Source organism: Aurantibacter sp. UH7 (assembly GCF_056839165.1).
Genome location: NZ_CM166388.1, coordinates 72,728 through 96,429, shown reverse-complemented (window position 1 = coordinate 96,429; position 23,702 = coordinate 72,728). Strand labels below are relative to the sequence as shown.

21 protein-coding genes are annotated in these 23,702 nt (G+C 34.3%); 9 read left to right on the top strand and 12 right to left on the bottom strand.

Annotated features, from left to right (window positions below; all coding sequences use genetic code 11):
- Positions 1-116: 116 nt before the first annotated feature.
- The 4 genes from UH7x_RS00475 to UH7x_RS00460 are packed head-to-tail and all read right to left on the bottom strand — an operon-like array spanning position 117 to position 5,209.
- Positions 117-1,937, bottom strand: a complete 1,821-nt coding sequence (locus UH7x_RS00475) for an ABC transporter ATP-binding protein (protein WP_482361758.1) — start codon at positions 1,935-1,937, stop codon at positions 117-119.
- Positions 1,937-3,646 carry a phospho-sugar mutase gene (locus UH7x_RS00470; RefSeq protein ID WP_482361757.1) on the bottom strand — a complete coding sequence of 570 codons (1,710 nt, stop codon included), beginning with the start codon at positions 3,644-3,646 and terminating at the stop codon, positions 1,937-1,939. Before UH7x_RS00470 ends, UH7x_RS00475 begins: the two co-directional genes overlap by 1 nt.
- 39 nt (positions 3,647-3,685) lie before the next feature.
- Positions 3,686-4,651: a glycosyltransferase family 2 protein gene (locus UH7x_RS00465; RefSeq protein WP_482361756.1), complete on the bottom strand. Its 966-nt coding sequence runs from the start codon at positions 4,649-4,651 to the stop codon at positions 3,686-3,688.
- A gap of 36 nt (positions 4,652-4,687) precedes the next feature.
- A complete protein-coding gene (locus tag UH7x_RS00460) occupies positions 4,688-5,209 on the bottom strand; it encodes a DUF4199 domain-containing protein (RefSeq protein ID WP_482361755.1) in 522 nt (173 codons plus the stop codon).
- A 193-nt stretch (positions 5,210-5,402) separates the two neighbouring features.
- Here UH7x_RS00460 and UH7x_RS00455 point away from each other — a divergent pair, with 193 nt between their 5' ends.
- From UH7x_RS00455 to mtaB, 3 genes are all read left to right on the top strand, one after another.
- Positions 5,403-5,705, top strand: a complete 303-nt coding sequence (locus tag UH7x_RS00455) for a type B 50S ribosomal protein L31 (protein WP_482361754.1) — start codon at positions 5,403-5,405, stop codon at positions 5,703-5,705.
- Positions 5,706-5,789: 84 nt separating this feature from the next.
- Positions 5,790-6,971, top strand: coding sequence for a GlmU family protein (locus UH7x_RS00450; RefSeq protein WP_482361753.1), 1,182 nt, complete (start codon positions 5,790-5,792; stop codon positions 6,969-6,971).
- Between the two features lie 18 nt (positions 6,972-6,989).
- On the top strand, positions 6,990-8,318 hold the full coding sequence (gene mtaB / locus UH7x_RS00445; protein WP_482361752.1) for a tRNA (N(6)-L-threonylcarbamoyladenosine(37)-C(2))-methylthiotransferase MtaB: 1,329 nt from the start codon (positions 6,990-6,992) through the stop codon (positions 8,316-8,318).
- Positions 8,319-8,421: 103 nt separating this feature from the next.
- On the opposite strand, the gene UH7x_RS00440 is transcribed toward mtaB, so the two are convergent.
- Positions 8,422-8,715: a GNAT family N-acetyltransferase gene (locus tag UH7x_RS00440; RefSeq protein ID WP_348150134.1), complete on the bottom strand. Its 294-nt coding sequence runs from the start codon at positions 8,713-8,715 to the stop codon at positions 8,422-8,424.
- A gap of 158 nt (positions 8,716-8,873) precedes the next feature.
- On the opposite strand from UH7x_RS00440, the gene UH7x_RS00435 reads away from it, so the two are divergent.
- Genes UH7x_RS00435 through cls form a run of 3 tightly spaced genes read left to right on the top strand, consistent with a single transcriptional unit; the run spans position 8,874 to position 12,002 of the window.
- Entirely contained in the window at positions 8,874-9,542 is a 669-nt protein-coding gene (locus UH7x_RS00435; RefSeq protein WP_482361751.1) for an alpha/beta fold hydrolase, read from the top strand.
- 46 nt (positions 9,543-9,588) lie between these two features.
- On the top strand, positions 9,589-10,542 hold the full coding sequence (locus UH7x_RS00430; protein ID WP_482361750.1) for a lytic transglycosylase domain-containing protein: 954 nt from the start codon (positions 9,589-9,591) through the stop codon (positions 10,540-10,542).
- Complete coding sequence (gene cls / locus UH7x_RS00425; RefSeq protein ID WP_482361749.1) at positions 10,542-12,002, top strand: cardiolipin synthase; 1,461 nt, start codon at positions 10,542-10,544, stop codon at positions 12,000-12,002. The genes UH7x_RS00430 and cls overlap by 1 nt, the downstream gene beginning before the upstream one ends.
- Here cls and UH7x_RS00420 read toward each other — a convergent pair.
- Together UH7x_RS00420 and UH7x_RS00415 are read right to left on the bottom strand one after the other, a co-directional pair.
- Entirely contained in the window at positions 11,999-12,514 is a 516-nt protein-coding gene (locus UH7x_RS00420; protein ID WP_482361748.1) for a DUF2892 domain-containing protein, read from the bottom strand. The genes cls and UH7x_RS00420 overlap by 4 nt on opposite strands.
- A gap of 1 nt (position 12,515) precedes the next feature.
- Positions 12,516-13,400, bottom strand: a complete 885-nt coding sequence (locus UH7x_RS00415) for a DUF6263 family protein (protein WP_482361747.1) — start codon at positions 13,398-13,400, stop codon at positions 12,516-12,518.
- Between the two features lie 172 nt (positions 13,401-13,572).
- On the opposite strand from UH7x_RS00415, the gene rpmH reads away from it, so the two are divergent.
- Positions 13,573-13,731 carry a 50S ribosomal protein L34 gene (gene rpmH, locus UH7x_RS00410; protein ID WP_153755057.1) on the top strand — a complete coding sequence of 53 codons (159 nt, stop codon included), beginning with the start codon at positions 13,573-13,575 and terminating at the stop codon, positions 13,729-13,731.
- A 117-nt stretch (positions 13,732-13,848) separates the two neighbouring features.
- Entirely contained in the window at positions 13,849-16,701 is a 2,853-nt protein-coding gene (gene carB, locus UH7x_RS00405) for a carbamoyl-phosphate synthase large subunit (protein ID WP_482361746.1), read from the top strand.
- Positions 16,702-16,742: 41 nt separating this feature from the next.
- Here carB and UH7x_RS00400 read toward each other — a convergent pair whose 3' ends face one another.
- Genes UH7x_RS00400 through UH7x_RS00385 form a run of 4 tightly spaced genes read right to left on the bottom strand, consistent with a single transcriptional unit; the run spans position 16,743 to position 20,785 of the window.
- Positions 16,743-17,093 (bottom strand): GIY-YIG nuclease family protein, encoded by a 351-nt coding sequence (locus UH7x_RS00400; RefSeq protein ID WP_482361745.1) that lies wholly within the window; start codon positions 17,091-17,093, stop codon positions 16,743-16,745.
- Between the two features lie 21 nt (positions 17,094-17,114).
- Positions 17,115-17,906 (bottom strand): alpha/beta hydrolase family protein, encoded by a 792-nt coding sequence (locus UH7x_RS00395; RefSeq protein ID WP_482361744.1) that lies wholly within the window; start codon positions 17,904-17,906, stop codon positions 17,115-17,117.
- A gap of 6 nt (positions 17,907-17,912) precedes the next feature.
- On the bottom strand, positions 17,913-19,874 hold the full coding sequence (gene pulA, locus UH7x_RS00390) for a type I pullulanase (protein WP_482361743.1): 1,962 nt from the start codon (positions 19,872-19,874) through the stop codon (positions 17,913-17,915).
- Positions 19,875-19,918: 44 nt separating this feature from the next.
- Complete coding sequence (locus UH7x_RS00385; RefSeq protein WP_482361742.1) at positions 19,919-20,785, bottom strand: Nif3-like dinuclear metal center hexameric protein; 867 nt, start codon at positions 20,783-20,785, stop codon at positions 19,919-19,921.
- A 113-nt stretch (positions 20,786-20,898) separates the two neighbouring features.
- Between UH7x_RS00385 and UH7x_RS00380 the strand changes: the two genes are divergently transcribed.
- Positions 20,899-22,203, top strand: coding sequence for a serine hydrolase domain-containing protein (locus tag UH7x_RS00380; RefSeq protein ID WP_482361741.1), 1,305 nt, complete (start codon positions 20,899-20,901; stop codon positions 22,201-22,203).
- A 39-nt stretch (positions 22,204-22,242) separates the two neighbouring features.
- On the opposite strand, the gene gndA is transcribed toward UH7x_RS00380, so the two are convergent.
- Positions 22,243-23,652, bottom strand: coding sequence for an NADP-dependent phosphogluconate dehydrogenase (gndA, locus tag UH7x_RS00375; RefSeq protein WP_482361740.1), 1,410 nt, complete (start codon positions 23,650-23,652; stop codon positions 22,243-22,245).
- Positions 23,653-23,702 lie beyond the last annotated feature (50 nt).

The following is a 23,702-nucleotide window of genomic DNA, read 5'->3' as shown; positions in this document are numbered from 1 at the left end:
TTGAAATTGATTACCTTACAAATGTGTAGGAATAATCGTTCAAAAACATATTTATGTTGTCAAAGAAAAATATTTGTGTGTGAAAGCTAGTAAAATTGTATTTTAAATTTCTTTTTTTATAAAGATTGCATTTCTACAAGCTTCTTGTAAGTCCCATTTTTTGATAAAAGTTCTTCATGTGAACCTTGTTCTACAATTTCACCTTTTTGTAATACAACAATGATGTTCGCTTTTTGTATGGTAGACAGGCGATGGGCGATTACTATCGAAGTTCTATTACGCATCATTTTTTCTAATGCATCTTGTACCAGACGCTCACTTTCAGTATCCAAAGCTGAAGTAGCTTCATCTAAAATCATGATTGGTGGATTCTTTAAAACCGCACGAGCAATAGATAAGCGCTGTTTTTGACCACCACTTAATTTGTTGCCGCTATCACCAATATTTGTATTATAACCTTCTGGGAGTTCGGAAATAAATTCATGTGCATTGGCAATTTTTGCTGCTTCAGTAATTTCTTCGATAGTAGCGTTCTCATTGCCTAGCGATATATTCTTGGCAACTGTATCATTAAAAAGAATAGAATCTTGTGTTACAAGACCTAAAAGACCTCTTAAAGACTTCTTCGTCATATCTTTAATGTCGATACCGTCTATGCTTATTTCGCCTTCATTTACATCGTAAAATCGTGTAACAAGGTTGGCAATGGTACTCTTGCCGCTACCAGACTGACCTACAAGAGCAACAGTTTCTCCTTTTGGAACCTTTAAGTTGAATTGTTTTAAAACATATTCATCTTCATATTTAAAGGAAATATTTTTTATTTCAATACCAGATTTAAAATCAGACTTTTCAATTGCATCAGGTTTATCACTAATTGGATTTTCTGTTTCTAAGATTTCCAAAACACGTTCTGCAGCGGCATTTCCTCTTTTTACGCCGTAGGATGCTTTGCTTATTGACTTTGCAGGAGTTAGTATGTTATACGCTAAGCCCATATATGCTATGAAAGAGGAGGCATCTAAGGTTTTATCGACTAATACCATTTTGCCGCCAAACCATAATAAAACACCAATTACTAAAATACCTAAGAATTCACCCGTAGGCGATGCTAAATTTTGACGATTTAATAGCTTATTACTAAAATCGAAAAACCGTTGTGTTGAATTTGAAAAAGTTCTATAAAAACGCGATTCAGAATTAAAAGCTTTAACAACACGCAAACCTGCAAGGGTTTCTTCGACTATAGATAAAAATTGCCCTTGCTCTTTTTGAACATTATCCGATTGCTTTTTTAACGATTTTCCAATTCGAGATATTATAGCCCCCGCAACAGGAATAAAAATAAAAACGAATAAAGTCAATTTGGCACTAATTCCAAACATGATTATAATAGTAAACAATATGGTTAATGGTTCGCGTACTATTAATTCTAAAATTGATAAGAAAGAATGTTGAATTTCTAAAACATCTGAAGTGATTCGAGCAATTACATCACCCTTCTTTTTTTCTGAATAATAAGAAATTGGCAATTCCGTAATTTTCTGAAACATTTTATTTCTAACGTCCTTTAAAACCCCATTTCGCAAAAAGGTTATAAAGTACATCGCCAAATAATTAAAGAGATTCTTAAGCAGGAATAAAACTAGAACAAGACCAATTACTAGAACTAAACCTTTCATGTCATCATCACCAGAATACGCGGTAACGCGATAATTAATATATTCTTGTAGAAAGTCTTTTATATGAGACATTCCTTGATAAATAGGCCTTGCAAACACCTTTTTTTCAGGAGTAAAAAGCACATCTAGCATTGGTATTAATGCAGCAAAAGACAGCGCACTAAACAATGCATACAAAACATTAAAGAAAATATTAAGATAGCCGTAAGAGCTATAAGGTTTCGCAAAGCGAAGAATCTTTTTAAAATAGTCCATTAACCGAGGTTAAGTTCGCTCAGAATACGTTCAATTTTTCCATTAATAGCTGCTGTAACTTCTTTGAAATTTTCAGCTTTATCTAAAACAGTGTTGGTGCTGATATAGAATTTCACTTTTGGTTCCGTTCCACTTGGCCTTGCAGCCACACGCGTGCCATCTTCAGTTTCGTAAATTAATACGTTAGATTTTGGAATTTCAATTGCTTTTTCTTCTCCAGTTATGATATTTGTAGCAATTGATGTGTTGTAATCTTGAATCCACTTTACTTTAGAACCTGCTACAGATTCAACCGGATTTTCTTTAAAATCGATTAACATTTGCTTTATTTCTTCAGCTCCTGTAATTCCTTTTCTAGTTAATGATACTAGATGCTCTTTGTAGTAGCCATAATCCACATAACAGTCAATTAAATCTTTATAAAAAGAACTGCCATTCGCTTTTGCTTGAGCAGCTATTTCACAGGCTAGTAGGGTAGAGGTAACCGCATCTTTGTCACGCACAAAATCGCCAACCATATATCCGAAACTCTCTTCTCCACCACCTAAAAAATTAGATTCTGGGAAGTCTTTTATCATTTTTCCAATCCATTTAAACCCAGTTAACGCAGTTTTAAACTCTACTCCGTATGCTTTTGCCATGGCTTCCATCATTGGAGTAGAAACAATTGTAGTTGCAACAAATTCGTTTCCTTTAAAACCTTTTTGTTTTTGCTTCTCTAAAAGGAATTTTGTCATTAAAATCATGGCTTGATTGCCATTTACGATTTCCATTTTCCCTTCTAGATTTCTAACTGCAATACCTAAGCGGTCACTATCAGGGTCCGTACCTACGACCATATCAGCACCAATTTCTTCAGCTTTAGCTACTGCCATAGAAAGCGCTTCTGGTTCTTCGGGGTTTGGAGATTTAACTGTCGGGAAGTTACCATCTGGTTTTGCTTGCTCCTCAATTACAGTTACGTTTTTGTATCCTGCGCGTTTTAATACTTCTGGAATGGCAGTAATAGATGTACCATGTAAAGATGTAAAGACTATTTTAAAATCATCTTTACCAGAAGCATTGAAATTTACATTGGCTACAGAGGCTTCCATAAATGCTTCATCAACCTCTTTATCTATTAATTCAATTAGGCTATCATCACCATTGAAATTTATATCTTCAAAATTCAATCCATTTATTTCTGAAATAATGGCACCATCTTGTGGTGGTACTATTTGGCCACCATCGGTCCAATATACCTTATATCCGTTATACTCTGGTGGATTGTGAGAAGCAGTTAATACAATACCCGCATGACATTTTAAATGACGTACTGCGAATGATAATTCTGGAGTAGTTCGTAATTCAGAGAAAAGAAAAACTTTAATGCCGTTAGCTGAAAATACTTCAGCAACAGTTCTTGCTAAAGTGTTGCTATTATGTCTACAATCATAAGCTATTACTACTTGTAGGTCCACGTTAGGGTAAGACTTTTTTAAATAATTGCTAAGACCTTGTGTGCTTTTTCCTAAGGTATATTTGTTAATGCGATTGGTGCCAACGCCCATTAATCCACGCATACCACCCGTTCCGAATTCCATATTCTTATGAAAACGGTCTTTTAGTTCATCGGTATCAGTATCAATAAGGTTTTGTACTTCAGCTTTAACATCTGTATCAAAAAAATCGGTTAGCCAGCTTTTGGCAGTAGTAATAAAGTCTTCCATAGTTATTTGCTAAATTCTATAATTTTAAAAATACGAAGATTACTCTTCTTTTTCAGTGCTTTGATTCAACTTTTCAGAAATGTTATAACGCGACTCGTTTTTACGAGAGCGAATAATAATTTCACCAATAAAGCCTGCAAGGAATAATTGCGAGCCCATAAGCATGGCAGTTAATGAGATGTAAAACTGTGGTCTATCGGTTATTAATCGTCCTGTTTTATTGATAAAAACTTTATCAATTCCTAAATATGCTGCAAAGCCAAAGCCTATTAAGAACATTATAACGCCAATTGCTCCGAAAAGGTGCATTGGTCGCTTACCAAATTTTGATACGAACCAAATTGTTATTAAATCGAGAAAACCGTTTATAAATCTACTCATACCAAATTTTGTATTGCCATATTTTCTAGCTTGGTGTTGCACCACCTTTTCTCCAATATTTGAGTAACCAGCGTTTTTTGCTAAAACAGGAATGTATCGGTGCATCTCACCTGAAACCTCTATATTCTTAACAACTGCATTTTTGTATGCTTTTAAACCGCAATTAAAATCATGTAGCTTTACACCAGATGTTTTACCAGCTGCCCAATTAAATAATTTTGATGGTAGGTTTTTAGCTATCACTGAATCGTATCGCTTTTTTTTCCAGCCAGACACCAGGTCGTAACCATCAGTTTCAATCATGGTATATAATTCTGGAATTTCTTCAGGATTATCCTGTAGATCTGCATCCATGGTAATAATTACATCACCCTTAGCTGCCGCAAAACCAGCATGTAACGCCTGTGATTTGCCAAAATTGCGTAAAAAACGTATTCCCTTTACATTAGAATCTTGCTCAGAAAGTTCTTTAATTATATTCCAAGAATTATCTGTACTGCCATCATCTATGAATAAAATTTCATATAAAAAATGATTGGACTGCATTACGCGAACGATCCAATCATGTAGTTCTTTGAGAGATTCCTCTTCGTTTAGTAAGGGAATTACTATCGATAAATTCATTTGATACCTTTGAAAAGCATTTCAAAAGTACGAATATTAATTATTTGGGTTAGTTTTTTTCATGATTGCTCCAACAATAGCTCCAATTATTAGCCCGAAAATAACATTTACAACAATACCTATAGGGTATGCTAGCCATGCAAAACTCTTTTGAATTTCCACACCTTGTTGCCATTGTTCATCTGTCATTTGTGGGTTCTGGGACATTGCTTGTACTTTGGCTATTTCCATTGCTTTATCCATAAAACCTGGCTCTATTACATTTGTTAATAGGGCATACCAAATTAAACTTAGAATAGCAGAAACAACCCCAATTCCGGCGCCTAATTTTACTGCATCAACAACCTTGAGAAATCCTAAATTGGCTTTTTTAAATTGAGTTACAGCTAAAACAATTGTAGCGACCATTAAAACTACTCCAACGACACGTACTGCCCAGCCTTGTTCATAATGCATTTCCATGGAGTACAATATAACACCAAAGATTACACTCGCAGCCCCCAATAGTAGGCCGTACGTCCAAGAAAATTTTCCGATATTTGGTTGATTGTCGTTCATTTTAATATAGTTTTTAGGTTTGTTTGGTTAGTAATACGTTTGGTTAAAATGTTACATTTAAAGATACATTATTTTTAAAGCTATTGGCTGATTAGTTTTTTTGGATAAAATAATTGCGAAATCGTAAAAAATCAGTAAATTTGCAGCCTTAAAATGAGTGCCTGTCGGAATGGGTGCGTAAAATTTTAAAAGAATGAAAAAAGATATACACCCAGAAAGTTATAGAGTAGTAGCATTTAAAGACATGTCAAACGAAGATGTGTTTTTAACTAAATCTACTGCAGATACTAAAGAAACATTAGAAGTTGATGGCGTTGAATACCCATTAGTGAAATTGGAAATTTCAAGAACTTCACATCCATTTTACACTGGTAAAGCCAAATTGGTGGATACCGCTGGTAGAATTGATAAATTCAAAAACAAATACAACAAATTTAAGAAAGCACCAGTGGCAGCTGCAAAAGAAGCTCCAAAAACTGACGCTGATAAAGAATAAATTAATTTTATTTTTTCAAATTATAGCGACGCCTCCGATTTATCGGGGGCGTTTTTTGTATATTTTTGTTGAAAATTGCTAACCATGAACTACATTCTCTTCGATGGTACCGTTCGAGACAATTTACTCCCTTTCACCTATACCAGACCAGTTGCCGATATCCGTATTGGAATATTGACTATTCGTGAGAAATGGGAAAAATATCTTGGTAATACCACCACCACTATTACTGAAGAATACCTCTCTGAAAAGTACCCCATGGTTGAAATGTCAGAGAATGTGTTGCTAAATTCTTCTTTTTTACCCAATAAGGCTTTAGTGGAAAATATAGAGGACTTACAAGAAAACCAGGCTATTTTTTATGGGGAAGAGGTGGTTGCTTTTTTTACTACCGATACCCAAGATGAGGTTGATTTTACAACGTATGAGCAGCTGGAATTTGAAGGTGATGTGCTTCGTATAGAACATACCTGGGATATTTTCTCAAAAAATGGTGAAGCTTTACAAGCTGATTTTGATCTGATTACAGCAGATAGAAAAAGTCAACCTATTTCTGATACCAATAAATTAATTAATCCAGATAATATCTTTTTAGAAGAAGGTGCCAGTGTTGAGTTTTGTATTTTAAATGCTACTGATGGCCCTATATACATTGGTAAAAATGCTGAGGTTTGGGAAGGCGCAATGATACGTGGTTCATTTGCATTGTGTAATAACGCTACCGTGAAAATGGGTGGTAAAATGTATGGCGCTACAACTGTTGGTCCCTATTCAAAAGTAGCGGGAGAAGTAAGTAACGCTGTTATTTTTGGGTATTCGAGTAAAGGTCATGAAGGATATTTAGGGAATGCGGTGTTGGGGGAGTGGTGTAATATAGGTGCAGATAGTAATAACTCCAACTTGAAAAATAATTATGCGCAAGTACGATTATGGAATTATGCTACAGAGAAGTTTGAACATACTGGTTTGCAGTTTTGTGGACTTATGATGGGTGATCATAGTAAAACTGCAATTAATACAATGCTAAATACAGGTACCGTTGTTGGTGTAAACGTAAATATTTATGTGCCGGGTTTTCCTAGGAATTTTATCCCGAGTTTTAGTTGGGGTGGGGCATCAGGGTTTTCTGCCTATTTGCCACAAAAGGCTTTCGAGGCAGCCAAAGTAATGATGTCTAGAAGAGGTGAGGAGTTCGATGATCAAGAAGCTCGAATTTTAGAACATGTCTTTGAACTCACCAAAAAGTGGCGGAATTATCAACATTAATAATCAATAATAAACTTTGTGAAAAAGAAAGTCGCATTTTACACATTAGGTTGTAAACTTAACTTCTCTGAAACCTCTACGATTGCTAGGGGTTTTCAGGATGATGGTTACGAACGTGTTGATTTTAGTGATAAAGCGGATATGTATGTAATAAATACATGTTCAGTTACAGAAAATGCTGATAAACGCTTTAAAACCATCGTAAAACAAGCGCAAAAGGTAAATCCTGAAGCTTTTGTTGCTGCTATAGGTTGTTATGCGCAATTAAAACCAGAATCTTTGGCTGCTGTTGATGGCGTTGATTTGGTGCTTGGTGCTAGTGAAAAATTTAAAATTGCCGATTACGTAAATGATTTATCTAAAAATGATAAAGGTCAAGTGCATTCCTGTGAAATTGAAGAAGCCGATTTTTATGTTGGTAGTTATGCTATAGGAGATCGCACGCGTGCCTTTTTAAAGGTTCAAGATGGTTGTGATTATAAATGTACCTATTGTACAATACCCTTAGCTAGAGGGATTTCGCGAAGTGATACACTACAGAATGTTTTAAAAAATGCAGCTGAAATTTCTGCTAAAGGTATTAAAGAGATTGTTCTAACAGGTGTAAATATTGGTGATTACGGTAAAGGTGAGTTTGGTAACAAAAAGCATGAACATACATTTTTTGAGTTAGTGCAAGCATTAGATGTTGTTGATGGAATACAAAGGTTACGTATTTCTTCCATTGAGCCCAATCTTTTAAAAAATGAAACCATCGATTTTGTGGCGCAAAGTAATTCTTTTGTGCCTCATTTTCATATTCCTTTACAAAGTGGTAGCGATACTATTCTAAAGCTAATGAAACGGCGCTATATGAGTGCTTTGTACATTGATCGCGTTAGTCGTATAAAGCAGACGATGCCCCACGCTTGTATTGGAGTAGATGTTATTGTTGGATTTCCTGGCGAAACCGAAGAACGATTTTTAGAAACCTATCATTTTCTTAATGACCTTAATATTTCTTATTTGCATGTTTTTACCTATTCTGAGAGAGATAATACGCTCGCAGCCGATATGGATGATGTAGTGCCTAAAAATGTACGAAGTAAGCGTAGTAAGATGTTGCGTGGCTTATCGGTTAAAAAAAGACGCGCTTTTTACGAAAGTCAATTGGGAACTAAGAGAACTGTACTTTTTGAAGGCGAAAACAAGGAAGGTTATATTTATGGGTTTACAGAGAATTATGTAAAAGTGAAAACACCTTGGAATCCTGAATTGGTGAATACCTTACATCAAATAGAATTAAAGGAAATTGATTTAGATGGTATTGTTAGATTTGAGTTTCTTTCTATATCAGTTGAGACTTAGCGCTAGGACGGATATCATGTTTTACTTATAGATTTTAGTTGTACTGTATAAAAAAACTCGTTTAGTTGCCTAAACGAGTTTTTTTAATTTTGTCATACAAAGATTAGATTCGAATGCCTACAGGCAACATTTCTTTGTATTGTCTGTGTTTTCTAACAAATCCTGCAATTTGAGGGCTTGTTGGTACCACTCTCAAGTTTTGATCTTGTATGTGGTGTAATACAGCTTTAATGAAATTCTCTTTGAAACCTTCTGCAGTAATTCCCTCAGGTATGACCAATTTGGTCAAAAATACTTTTCTTTCTTGAGAAGAATACTCGATCTTTGCTAGATGGCCATCATTTTTGGTTTCAAATTGGCGCAAGAAACTGTTGTCATTAATTTCCATTTCATTCATATAGTTTGATTTTAATTGGTCTCTTAGAAAAAAAATTACGCTGTTCTATAGACGTAATTCCAATAAATCGGTCAAGCTTCTTAATACAAGAGTTGAAATATGGCCGAAAGTCAAAAGTATAAAAAAATTGGCGATTTTCCTATTAAAAAGTTCATTTGATGATTGACAAAAGTAAAATAACTCATATTTATTTCGTACCTGGTCTAGCAGCAAGTACTTCCATTTTCGAGTATATAAAATTGCCAAGTGAGCTTTTCGAAATTCATTTGCTTGAATGGTTCGTTCCTGAAACTAATATGAGTTTAGCAGACTATGCTTTGGTTATGAATAGTAAAGTTTTACATGAAAATGCCGTATTAATAGGGGTTTCCTTTGGGGGGATAGTGGTCCAAGAGATGGCTAAGCTTAAGCCAGTAAAAAAAGTAGTTATAATATCAAGCGTTAAAACGAGTGAAGAATTGCCGAATAAAATGCGATTTGCTAGTTTTACACATGCTCATAAATTATTGCCAACCAGCTTAGTTAATAACGTGGAACTCATGGCGAAATATGCTTTTGGCGAAACGGTTACAAAACGACTGGAATTATATGAGAAATACTTAGATGTTCGTGATGCTACCTATTTAAATTGGGCGATAGACCATATGGTTAACTGGCGACAGAAAACGCCGCTTGAAAATCTAGTACATATACATGGTGATAAAGATCCCGTATTTCCTTTTGAAAGAATAAAGGACTGTATTGCTGTAAAAAATGGTACACATACTATGATTATACACCGTGCTAAATGGTTTAATGAACACTTAGCAACAATTATTTTGCAATAAGTGAGTTCTAATATTACCTTTGAGTAACTCCAAAAAAAATACCAAAATGAAGCTATTAAAGAATATATTAATGGGATTAGGTGTTGTTTTCGTTATAAGCACCTTAATTTTCGCAATGCAAGATAAAACTATAATTGCTGTGCAACAGGCAGATTTAGCAAATGATAGTGATAAAAGCGTTGCTAAAGAATATAGAATTACTTCCATAGAAATTCCTGAAGATTTAAATTTTGCAGGAGAAAGAGTGCCGCAAGATGATCCGGAAATATTGGAACGAATTGATCGTGAATTTTTGGTGAATACATATTGGCAATCTAATGCTGTATTATTAATAAAAAGAGCACATAAATATTTTCCGATAATAGAGCCGATTTTAGCGAAAAACGGAATTCCAGATGATTTTAAATATTTGGCTGTTGCTGAAAGTGGATTAACCAATGTAGTTTCACATGCAGGTGCTACAGGTTTTTGGCAAATTATGAAAGGTACGGGTCGTGAATACGGTTTGGAAGTGAACACCAATGTAGACGAACGTTACAATTTGGTAAAATCTACAGAAGTAGCTTGTAAATATTTAAACAGATGGAAAAGCAAGTATGGTAATTGGACTCTTACTGCCGCTGCTTATAATGCAGGCCCTGGTGCGATAAATAAATATTTGGGTGCACAGCAAGTAAATGACTATTATGATTTATTGTTAGGTCAAGAAACTGGTAGATACGTTTTTAGAATAATGGCCATAAAAGAAATTCTTTCTAATCCTAAGAAATATGGTTTTGATATTCAGAAAGAAGATTTATATGTGAATGTTCCAACTTTTGAGGTTGAAATTGATGCTCCAATTTTTAGTATTACTGATTTTGCACAGCAGTACGAAATAAATTACAAAGTGTTAAAACGTCACAATCCTTGGTTGCGCGAACCACATTTGAATAATAAATCGGGTAAAAAATATACCATCCAAATTCCTAATAAAGGGTATTATCGTGAATCGAAGTAATGTGGGATTTTCTAAATGAATATTGGTCTTTTCTATTATTAGGGTACTATATATTTGTTTTATTTTTTGCTGTTATTCTTATTCTAAAGAATAAGAATCCAATAAAAACTTTATCATTTCTTTTTACACTGCTCGTTCTTCCTATATTGGGATTACTAGTTTATTATCTTTTTGGACAAGATTACAGGAAGTCCAAAATTTTCGAAAAAAAGTATCTCTTAGATAATGCCAAAATTAGAGAATGGCGTAAGCAATTTCATCTAGATCAAGAAGAGCAAGAGGATTTCGAAGATAAATATGGTTCTGGTATATTTAAAATATACCGACTTCTAAAGAATAATGAAAAGGCTATCTTAACTTTTGATAACAAAGCAGAAATCATTGTTAACGGTGAGCAAAAGTTCAAAAGGCTAAGAGCCGATTTAATTGCTGCTCGTAACCACATTCACCTCGAATATTTTGTAATTTTTAGTGATATTCTCGGCACAGAACTTATTGATATACTCTGTGGTAAAGCTCAAGAAGGTGTACAAGTACGCGTAATTTATGATGACGTTGGTAGCTCTATTTCTTCAAGAGTTAAAAAGAAAATGACCGCAAGTGGTATTGAACACTTTGCATTTATGCCTGTGCTATTTTCTAATACTACGAGTAAATTAAATTATCGTGATCATAGAAAAATAGTCGTTATAGATGGCGAAATCGGATATGTTGGAGGAATCAATATTGATAAAAAATATGATAATACCTATGATAATGAGCGGTATTGGCGCGATACACATTTAAGAGTTAGTGGAGGTGCAGTAGGATCGCTTCAGGCTTCTTTTTTGTTGAGTTGGAATTTTGTTTCGAAAGCTGAATTGGTTATTGAAGAAAGATTATTCCCAGTAACCAATTCGAATACGGTTAATACTACAGCCATTCAAATAGCAGCAAGTGGACCAGATACAGATTGGGCGAACATTATGGAGGCCATGTTTTGTGCTATAAATACGGCTACTGAACGCGTATATATTACCACACCTTACTTTATGCCTAATGATTCAATTATGACGGCATTGACTACGGCAGCAAGAAGTGGCATAGATGTTCGTGTGATTTTACCTTATAACTCTGATTCCTGGGCAGCACAATATGCATCAGATTCTTATATAGCGCACTGTTTGGAATCTGGGATTCGAATTTTTAGATATAACAAAGGGTTTGTCCACGCTAAGACAATGTTAATGGATCAAACGCTTTCCATTGTAGGTACTGCTAACCTTGATTATAGAAGCTTTACGTTGAACTTTGAAATTAATGCACTCATTTATGATGAAGCAATTAATAATGAGATGTCAACAATCTTTTTAAACGATTTAGATGACTGTGAAGAGGTCAAACTAAAACGTTGGCAAGAGAGAGGATTACTTAGAAAATTAAAAGAATCTTTTAGCAGGTTATTAGCGCCGTTACTTTAGATTCTCTTCATTTGTTTCTGCATTTCTTTTATTTGCTCGGTCAACATTTTATTTTTATCAAGTCTTTTAGCTTCTTGAAGTAGGGTAGTAGCCTCTCGTTTTCTTCTTTTTTGCATGGCTATACCTGCTAAACTTAGTTTGGCCATGGCTATGTCATAATCCATGGTAAGACCTAATTTCAATGCTTTTCTAAAATATTTTTCAGCTGTGGTTAGGTTCTTTTGCGAGTAAATAATTCCATGTAAATAATTAAAATAACCTTGCTGTTTCGTAATTAACGCTGCTTCCGGATTCTTAATCTTAGTTAGCCATTTCTCGGTACCTTCTAAATCTTGCTTTCTCATACGTAGAAAGGCCAATAAAATAATTTCATTTCTAAAATAAAGAAAAATGAAAATTCCAGATAGGAGTATCAAAGCAAGGCCATTGCCAATGTTTCCTTCAATAAATTGATATACTGCGTATGCTATTATTAAGGCTGCTATAACCAGCTTTATGTTTTTGTTGAACATTTTAGTCTTTAATTAATTCGTAAGTTATTGTTGATTTTATAGTTGTTGGTATTTTTTGGTCTGCCATTTGTACCATTGTCGAACTGCCTTCAGATTCACCTTCTACGGTCATTTTTGTTATGAAGCCCGTAACAGTATCTGTAGTAACCGCAGTACTTTGACTCCCGTTAAGGTTCATGATTAAGGCTGGTTCTTCAATATTCATAACAACTTCTGCAAGGCCTGATATAGTGGCATTCGTGTCTGTTAGTTCCTCTAGTGACCAGGTGTTTTTCGCATTTAATTTGCCTGAAAACTCATTTTGCCACGTATCACCAACATTAACGGCATCTGACGAATATATGTAAGTCATTTGCTCATAACTTTCTGTAAGAGCATCGGATCCAAACTCCTTTTCCAAAGATTTTTTCATCATGTTTAAGGAAAATTCATCTTCAAGGCCCGATTTAGCTACCATATTTTCTACAAGTTTATCTCCTCCAGAGACTTCAATTATTTTTCCGTTTTTGGAAAGTATAATATTTACAGGGTTTCCCAGAAGACTATTAAACATTTTTGCTTGCATATCATCTTCAGCCACTTCTTTAGCCCGCACATTCATTATTTCACCCTGTATACTCGAGTTCATCTTCATATTAAGATCTTCGAAGGATAATTCAATCTTATAATTATCGTCATTTACTTCAACAACCTTAAATTTTAATACTCCATTAATTATATTGGTTAAAACATGACTAGCACCATCAAGCTCTTGGGTGATTACCTGCTTTGCTTGTTGTTTTACCAAAAACAGTTGGTCTTGTTTTAGTTTGTATTCCAATGTTGTTTGGGCAATTGCTGATGTAAACGCCAAAAAACAACATAAAATGAATGGGAGCTTTTTCATAATAATTCTAGTGCCAAAAATACATTCTTGCAAAAGTACTAAAAAGCGACTCGGGGGAACGATTCAATAATTAAAAAATATTTTTTTATATAGGCTTGGAGAAGAAAAAAGTCTTTGTATATTTGCACCCGGATTTTGCCAAGGTAAGATTCTTAATAAACGTAGCAAAAAAATGAAAAGAACATATCAGCCATCAAAAAGAAAACGTAAAAATAAGCACGGCTTTAGAGAACGTATGGCATCAGTTAATGGAAGAAAAGTTTTAGCCAGAAGAAGAGCTAAGGGTAGAAAGAAACTTACCGTATCATCTGAATTACGACATAAAAAATAATGATTGGATTATTTTATAATATTGAAGTGTTACTTTTTTGGAAGTAGCACTTTTTTTTTGCTCAAATTTTTAAAAAGTTTGTTAATCAACTAGTATCCTTAATAAAGAAGTATCAGAATGCCAAAAAGAAAAGATTTAAACACTATTTTAATTATTGGTTCAGGCCCTATAGTTATTGGGCAAGCATGTGAATTTGACTATTCAGGTTCTCAGTCATTGCGCTCTTTAAATGAAGACGGAATCAAAACAGTTTTAATCAATAGTAATCCGGCAACAATTATGACGGACCCGTCAATGGCCGATCATATTTATTTGAAACCACTTACTACAAAATCTATTGTTGAGATTTTAAAAGAGCACCCTGAGATTGATGCTGTATTGCCAACGATGGGAGGTCAGACCGCTTTAAACTTATGTATAGAAGCTGATGAAAAAGGCATATGGGCAGATTTTGGCGTGAAACTTATCGGTGTTGATATTGATGCAATCAATATTACAGAAGATAGAGAGAAATTTCGCGAGCTAATGCTTAAAATTGGTGTTCCAATGGCGCCACAAGCGACAGCTACATCTTTTCTTAAAGGAAAAGAAATAGCTCAAGAATTCGGATTTCCATTAGTGATTAGAGCATCGTATACCTTAGGAGGTGCAGGTGCTGCTATAGTTTATAAACAAGAAGATTTTGATGAACTTTTAAGCCGTGGATTAGAAATCTCACCAATACATGAGGTGATGATTGATAAGGCTATGATGGGTTGGAAGGAATACGAATTGGAGCTTCTACGAGATAAAAATGATAATGTAGTTATTATTTGTACTATCGAAAATATGGATCCTATGGGGATACATACTGGTGACTCTATAACTGTTGCACCAGCAATGACCTTATCTGATAGAACTTTTCAGAAAATGCGTGACATGTCTATCCATATGATGCGCAGCATTGGTGACTTTGAAGGAGGTTGTAATGTGCAGTTTGCTGTTAGTCCTGATGAAAAAGAAGATATTATTGCAATTGAGATTAACCCTAGAGTATCTCGTTCATCGGCATTAGCATCGAAGGCAACAGGGTATCCTATTGCTAAAATCGCTACAAAGCTTGCTATTGGCTATTCACTTGATGAATTAGATAATCAGATAACAAAGTCTACTTCTGCCTTATTTGAACCAACTTTAGATTATGTGATTGTGAAGATTCCGCGATGGAATTTTGATAAGTTTGAAGGTTCAGATAGAACTTTAGGTCTTCAAATGAAAGCTGTTGGGGAAGTTATGGGTATTGGGCGCTCTTTTCAAGAGGCCTTACACAAAGCGACACAATCTTTAGAGATTAAAAGAAACGGTCTAGGTGCAGATGGTAAAGGATATACAAATTACGATGAAATAATAAGCAAATTAACGATCCCTAGTTGGGATCGTGTGTTTGTTATTTATGATGCTATTCAATTGGGAATTCCTTTGAGTCGCATTCACGATATCACAAAAATTGATATGTGGTTCTTAAAGCAATACGAAGAACTATATTATTTAGAAAAAGAAATTTCTAATTATACCGTGGATACCTTATCCAGGGAGTTGATGCTCGAGGCAAAGCAAAAAGGTTTTGCTGATCGTCAAATAGCACATATGCTTGATTGTTACGAAAGTGAAGTGCATGAGAAAAGGGTAGAGATGAACATCAACCGTGTTTTTAAACTGGTAGATACCTGTGCAGCAGAGTTTAAAGCGATGACTCCTTATTATTATTCAACTTTTGAAGCGGAAATTGAAACGACTGATGGAGAGCGTTATGTAGAGAATGATAGTAAGGTGACGGATCGTAAAAAAGTTGTAGTTCTAGGATCTGGACCGAACCGTATTGGACAAGGTATAGAGTTTGATTATTGTTGTGTGCATGGCGTATTGGCTGCTGCTGAATGTGGTTATGAAACTATAATGATTAACTGTAATCCAGAAACGGTTTCTACCGATTTTGATACTGCTGATAAGCTTTATTTTGAACCTGTATTCTGGGAACATATATATGATATAATAAAACACGAAAAGCCTGAAGGTGTAATAGTGCAGTTAGGTGGGCAAACAGCTTTAAAACTTGCTGAGAAATTGTCTAAATATGGCATTAAAATTCTAGGTACTAGTTTCGAAGCTTTAGATTTAGCTGAAGATCGCGGAAGTTTCTCTGAAATGTTACTTAAAAATGATATTCCTTTTCCTAAATATGGTATTGCAGAAACTGCTGATGAAGCGAGTGCACTTGCTGATGAATTAGATTTTCCACTTTTAGTTCGCCCATCATACGTATTGGGTGGTCAGGGTATGAAAATTGTAATTAATAAAGAAGAATTAGAAGAGCATGTTGTAGACTTGCTTCGAAAAATACCAAATAATAAATTATTATTGGACCATTATTTAGATGGAGCAATTGAAGCTGAGGCAGATGCAATTTGTGATGGTGAAGATGTTTACATTATCGGTATAATGGAACATATTGAGCCTTGTGGTGTGCACTCCGGCGATTCCAATGCTACTTTGCCACCATTTAACTTAGGTGAATTTGTAATGCAGCAAATAAAGGATCATACTAAAAAGATTGCACTAGCATTAAATACAGTTGGTTTAATTAATATTCAGTTTGCAATTAAAGATGATACGGTTTATATAATTGAAGCTAATCCACGTGCTTCTCGTACAGTACCATTTATTGCAAAAGCATATAAAGAACCGTATGTGAATTATGCTACCAAAGTAATGTTAGGAGAGAAAAAGGTTAAAGACTTTAAGTTTAATCCACAATTAGAAGGTTTTGCAATTAAACAACCAGTGTTCTCATTTAATAAATTCCCGAATGTGAATAAGAATTTAGGACCAGAAATGAAAAGTACTGGTGAAAGTATCTTATTTATTGATAGTTTGAAGGATGATGCCTTTTATAACCTTTATGCAAGACGGAAGATGTATTTGAGTAAGTAACTGATATGTTAAAAACCATCCTAAATTATTAGGATGGTTTTTTAGTTAAACCAAACCGCGTATTTTTTTCTTCTCAATTCTAAAGAAAGATTTTTTTCCATTTTTAATGCTTGAGCTCGCGTTGGCATTGGGTCGATATGGTTGTATAGGCTGGGTCTTAAATAAGCACCATATTTTCGAACAATACTAGAAGATAAATTATGTCCCTTTTTACTTAGGGTGCCTTTTTTGTGTTGTTCAAAACGTTCCTTTGGTGATTTACTCGTCATACCGACATATAAACATTCGAGTACCCCATTAAATTGTGGATTAGCTTCTCTAAACTTTCTGTTCTCAGAAAATACTTTTTTTGAAAGTTCTACAACATATACTCGATACTCTGTTTTTGGCATGAATTAAAAGGAGTTATGATTTTATTGACCTGTATGTTTTAAAATAAAATCGACAATTGGTTTTGGGTTTTTTAAACTATGGGGATGATGCCCAACATCTTCTTTTATAATCAATTGAATGTCACCTCCAGCCGCTTTAAATTTTTCCTCAAGTTTTGCTGTGTTTTCTTTGAATGGAACTACAATGTCGGCACCTCCACAAACATGTAATACCGGAATGTTTGCCTCGGCAACTTTCACCGCATTGTTTATTGGAATGGATTCAAAGTCCAGCACAGTTTTTTCATTCAATCCATATACTTTTAAACACTCTTGCCAATCATTCTCACTTCCTTGTCCAGAATATAAACCACCAGGCCAACTTTTAATATCACAAACAGGTGCATCTGCATAAATGCAAAAAACTTTGTCTGTATTAACAGCTGCCCAATTGTAAATGATTAAGCCACCACGACTTAATCCTTCTAAAACTGTTTTTGAATTTAGGTCATAGACTTTAATAAGGTAGTCATAGAAATTATTCCATAGTTCTACGGCTTCATTATTGCCAAACAGTCCTGCTACATCAACATAAACTATATGAAAACCTTTTTCTAAGAGCGCCAAATCTGTTTGGGGTTCATGCCCCCAGAAACGTGCACGCCATACCCATAAGCGTTCATCATTGGCCTTAGCTGGAATAACAATTTTTGCGCTCTTCCCTTTAAAAGCGAATTCATTTGTTTTGTAATCGCTGAATGTATCTTCTTGAGATTGTACATTAACAATTACTAGTAATAAGAAAACAGTACATAGTAAGGAAATTAATTTCATCTAAAGTTATTTTTGAAATAGAATCGACATAGAGATCGACGCTATCTTTATTTGGGCTTCACAAAATTTATGATTCTCTGTGAAGAAATTATTGCCAGAAATAGCAATATACCATTGTTCTTTAAGCTTGTAATTTACCGCCTTTTTTCGGGCATTATAAATAACTAGAAAATTTTTATAAACATCGCCATTGCTGTAATTCTTTATTTTATAAATAATTAGTCCTTTTTCCGTTTTTATGAATTCTAAATTTTCTCGTACTTTTTTACCACTTGTCATTCTAAAGGCTGGATGCCGCTTTCGAAATGCAATTAAATTTTTATAATATTCAAACACTGCCAGATTTTTGGATTTTAAAGTCCAATCGATTTCATTAATAGCATCGGGTAAATTATAAGAATTGTGTTCTCCTTTTTTTGTACGTAAAAATTCTGCTCCTGAATGAATAAAAGGCGTGCCTTGTGATGTCAATACAATTGCATTAGCGAGTTTATCCATCGCAATAATTTCTTTTTCTGATACCTTTGGTTTGGATAGTTTTAACTTATCGTACAGCGTATGATTGTCATGACAGGAAACATATGATATAGATTGCCATGGATCAAGAGCCCATGATTTTTTAGAATAATTTACTTGTGTATTATCAATTTGTGAATGTGCGATGGAACCAACAATTCCAAATTTTATACTTTCTTCCATTTCAGATTTGCCACTTACAAAACCAGTGTCACTTTCTTTGAATACGGAACCTTTAAGCCCATCTCTTAGTTCATCGCAAAAAGCAGAAACTTGTGGAATCTTATGCATATTTGATTTTAATGCACTTTTACTTTTTGGTAATATGGATTTGTCTGCTGTCCAACCTTCACCATATATAATTATATTTTCGTTTATCTTTTTAAGCGCTGAAGAAACAGCATTCATAGTTTCAATATCGTGAATTCCCATTATATCAAATCGAAAGCCATCTACATGGTATTCTTTGGCCCAATAGGTAACAGATTCAACTATAAATTTACGCATCATAGATCGTTCCGATGCTGTCTCATTACCACAGGCAGAAGCATTAGAATACTGTCCGTTTTTTAACTTTCGATAATAGTAATCAGGGACTTCTTTATTGAAATTAGATGTTTTTGTTTTTCCCGTATGGTTATATACCACGTCTAAAATTACGCCAATACCATGATTATGAAATAACATTACCATTTTCTTGAACTCTAGAATGCGGACTTCAGCATTATATGGATCTGTAGCATAAGATCCTTCTGGCACATTGTAATTCTGAGGGTCATATCCCCAATTGTATTGAGGATTTTCTGACTTAGTTTCATCTATAGAATAAAAGTCTGAAGTAGGAAGCAAATGAACATGTGTTATACCTAATTCTTTTAAATGACTTATTCCTGAATTAACACCGTTAGGTCCTTTTGTATTTTCTTCAACAAGACCTAAATATTTCCCAGTAATTGAAGAGCCAGAATTCTTGCTTATCGTAAAATCTCTGGTATGCAGCTCATAAATTATTGCCTCATTCGAATATTTTATTTCTGGTCCTTTATCTTCGTCCCAACCGTTTGGATTTGTTTTTTCAAAATTTAAAACCTTAGCCCGGTGCCCATTAACACCGACAGCTTTGGCATAAATACCAGGTGTTTCATTTAGCCATTTTTCGCCAATTTGAATTTGATAAGTATAAGAAGTGCCATGTAGGTCGCCAAATAGTTCAATTGCCCAAACACCTTTTTTAGTTAATTTAAGAGAATGCCTTTTAAGTATTTTTCCTCCATCTCCATTTATATAAAAATTTAACTTAACCGCATTTGCAATCGGTGACCATAGCTTGAAAATTGTTTTTTCTGAACTATATTCTAACCATAGATTTGCCTCGGTAGGAGTAGGGTAGTTTTCAAATGTGTTTCCTACTTTTTTATTCGAAGAATAAGAATTTGAAGGAGTACTATTCATAAAAGAAAAGAGTATGTATTCGAATTAGTAGTGCGCAACAATTATTAATAACTCCAATAAGATGATTCACATTCAACAAAATGAATTGGGATGTCTTTAATAAATTCACCCAACCAGTCTGCACAAAATTTCATTCCGCTTTCCTCAGAATTTATATGGCCGATAAATACAATTGCCTTTTTACGACCTTGTAAATTTGCATCGCGTACATATTCATAAGTTTCCCATTGCGGAACTTCGCCTGCGATTACAACATCTACTTCACTTTTTCTTAACTGACCAATTTGAGCCATTGTACCAGAAGCTCCTGGGACCATAACTACATTGGTTAAATTCATCAAAGAATCTCCAACCACATTAAAAGCCGTATCTGGAAACGCGGTTTTTACATTTTTTAATAATTCACCTAATGTAATTTTCTCGAAACTAAATGCATATGGATTACTGCTAGATTGGTTTTCTTTCCAATCAAGTTTTTCAACCATGCCCGAGATAATTCCATCTGGTTTTATACGATGTATATAATCGTGAAATCGCCATACTACTAAATTGTTGTCCTCAATAAATTTCTTTTTCTCCAAATAAACAGGGTCGTTTTTGAAATTTTCATCACTGTCTAAATGATTATAAAATAACGGCTCATGCGTAATTATCAAATTGCAATCTTTTGCTATAGCTGCCTTAAGAACATCCATAGTGGCAAACATGCAAGTAACAATGCCTTTTACTTTTGTAGCTGCGTTACCAGCTTTAATTACATCAACAGTATTATTTACTCTGGTCGCTTCTGTTTTATCAATTATTGTTTCAATCATTTGTTCCGCACTAATAGAATTAGTAATTTTTCCGGATTGAGCCACAATTAACATTGGTAAAATTAAGATGGAAATTAAAATGAATCGACTTTTCATACACTTGTAGTTTTATAAGTGGATAATTTAATAAAATATTAAGTAGAATCGGGCGTTTATAAAGTAATATAGTCCTAAATTAAAGTTTACAACCATATCAAAAAGCTTAACCTATGCGACGATTTAAAATACTAGTCGTTTTTACATTTTCAATAATGTTACTTCTTTTTTTATTAGTTCTTAGTGGTCATAAACCGGCTTCGAAAGAATTAGAAACTGCTAGTTTTATTGATGATAAACAAAATGTCCTCGAAGCTGAAGCTAACCGTGCTTATAAAAAACAGCAACACGAACTAGAAGTTGCTATTTCCGCTTATTTCGCAAAAGCAATAAAAGTTGGTGATATAATTGGTGCAGGGGTAAGTATTGTTAAAGGAGATTCTATTTTACTATCAAGTGGTTTTGGAAAAAGAAATGTTGATGTAAAAGATAAAGTAAATGCCGAAACTGTTTTTAGACTGGGTTCTTTATCAAAGGGCTTTACAGGTGTATTAACAGCAGAACTTAAGAACGAGGGAGAATTGAGTTGGCAAGATAAAGTAAGCGACTATTTGCCACAGTTTCAATTAGGAAGTAAAAGTAATACTGATGAAGTAAAATTGTCTCATATATTATCACACACGTCAGGAACACCTTATCATAGTTTTACAAACCTCGTTGAAGCGGGAATTTCTTTGGATAAGATTGCTGGTCGTTTTAATGAAGTAAAACCAATTAATAAACCAGGAGAAATGTATAGCTATCAAAATGCTATGTTTGCTCTTACTGGCGAGGTTACTAAGAAAATTACTGGTAATGACATTGGCGTGTCCTTAGCAAACCGTTTTTTTAAGCCTTTAGGGATGTGCTCTGCAAATACAGATTACGAAACATTAATTAGTAATAAAAATGTAGCTGTACCGCATTCTAAAAGTAGAAGAGGCTGGCGTAGTAAAAAACTAAATGATCATTACGATAATGCAATTGCTGCTGGTGGTGTAAATGCGAGTGCATTGGATATGGCAAAGTGGATGCGTTTTTTATTAGGTCATAATCCAGAAATTTTAGATAAAACTGCTTTAGCTGAAGTATTTAAACCCCGTGTGGATATTAATATTGGCCGAAAATATTATAAACGTTGGCCAGGACACTTAGCGTCTTATTATGGTTTTGGATGGCGTATTCATAAGTTTAAAGACGAAATCACTCAAAAACAGCAAACAATTTGGCATCATGGAGGTAGTGTAAATAGCTTTAGAAATGAAATTGCTATGTACCCAACAGCTGATATAGGAATTTGTGTTTTATTAAATAGTAACTCACCAATTGCTAGAACAGTAATTCCAGATTTACATAAAATTGTTGAAGAAATTTACTTGAAAAACGAAATAAAATTACCTGTTCATCTTCCTGAAACTGCAGTAAATACTTTTGAATAAAGGTTAAACTTTATCTCATATTTAAAAATCGAATATTGACTATGCTTCCCATTCCGTGTGAAATATTCCTTCACGGTCTAATCTTTCATACGTATGTGAACCAAAATAATCGCGTTGTGCTTGAATTAAATTTAACGGTAAACGAGAAGATGAATACGCATCAAAATATGTAAGTGAATTTGATAGTCCTGGTACAACAATGCCATTTAAAGCAGCATAGCTTACTAATTCGCGAGCAGCATCCACCGTGTTTTGTATTTTCTCAACAAACCGAGGAGAAAGTAAAAGATTAGGCAAAGAATTATCTTCTTGAAAAGCTTGCATAATATCACCTAATAAACCGGCTCTAATTATACAACCAGCTCTCCATATTTTGGCAATTTCAGCCATATCCAATTCATAACCATATTCTTTAGAAGCATCTGCTAATTGATGCAAGCCTTGCGCATAGGTAACTATAAAAGAGAAGAAAAGTGCCTTTTCAGCTAAAGTGCCTAATTTAGCTTTATTCATTGGGGAAATTTCAGGTCTATTGTATAAGGCATCTGCTTTTACACGCTCTTCTTTCAAAGCTGAAATTTCGCGCATACTTACTGCAATATCAATAGAAGGAATAGGAATACCAAGGTCCATAGCATTTTGACTTGTCCATTTGCCGGTACCTTTTTGTTTGGCTTTGTCTAGAATTTTATCAATAAGATCTCCTTCTCCTAATTCATCTTTTTGTTCAAATATTTCTGCAGTTATTTGAACTAGAAAAGATTGTAAACGACCTGAATTCCATTTTGCATAGGTCTGGTGTAGTAATTCGTTTGAGTAGTCTCCACCTTTTTTTAATAAATCATATATTTCGGAGGTCAATTGCATAAGCCCGTATTCGATACCATTGTGCACCATTTTAACGTAATTTCCAGCTGATTTAGGTCCGAGGTATGCTACGCAAGGTTCGCCGTGTGCTTTTGCTGCTACAGCTTCGAAAATAGGTTTTACATGTTGGTATGCTTCTCTATTGCCGCCAGGCATAATACTTGGTCCTAGTCTTGCGCCTTTAGCTCCACCTGAAACTCCAGATCCAAAAAAGTGAATTCCCTTTTCCTGTAAATAAGCTTCTCTGCGGTCGGTATCTGTGAAAAAAGAATTTCCACCATCAATAATTATATCATCATGATTTAATAGGGGGAGTAAATTTTCGATAACGATATCAACAACCTTTCCAGCAGGTACTAGTAACATTATTTTTCTAGGTGATGAAAGCGAATCTACAAAGGTTTTTAAGTCTGTTGAAGCATTCACGCGGTTTGTGTCGCCACCTTCTTCTATAAGAGCATTTACTTTTTCAGAATCTACATCATTTCCATAAGCCTTAAAACCATTGTCGGCTACATTTAAAATAAAATTGCGTCCCATAACACCTAGACCAACTAATCCGAAATCGTACATATGTTCCATAGTATTTTTATTGAAAGTTTCAATGAACTCAAAATTAAATGAAAATTTCC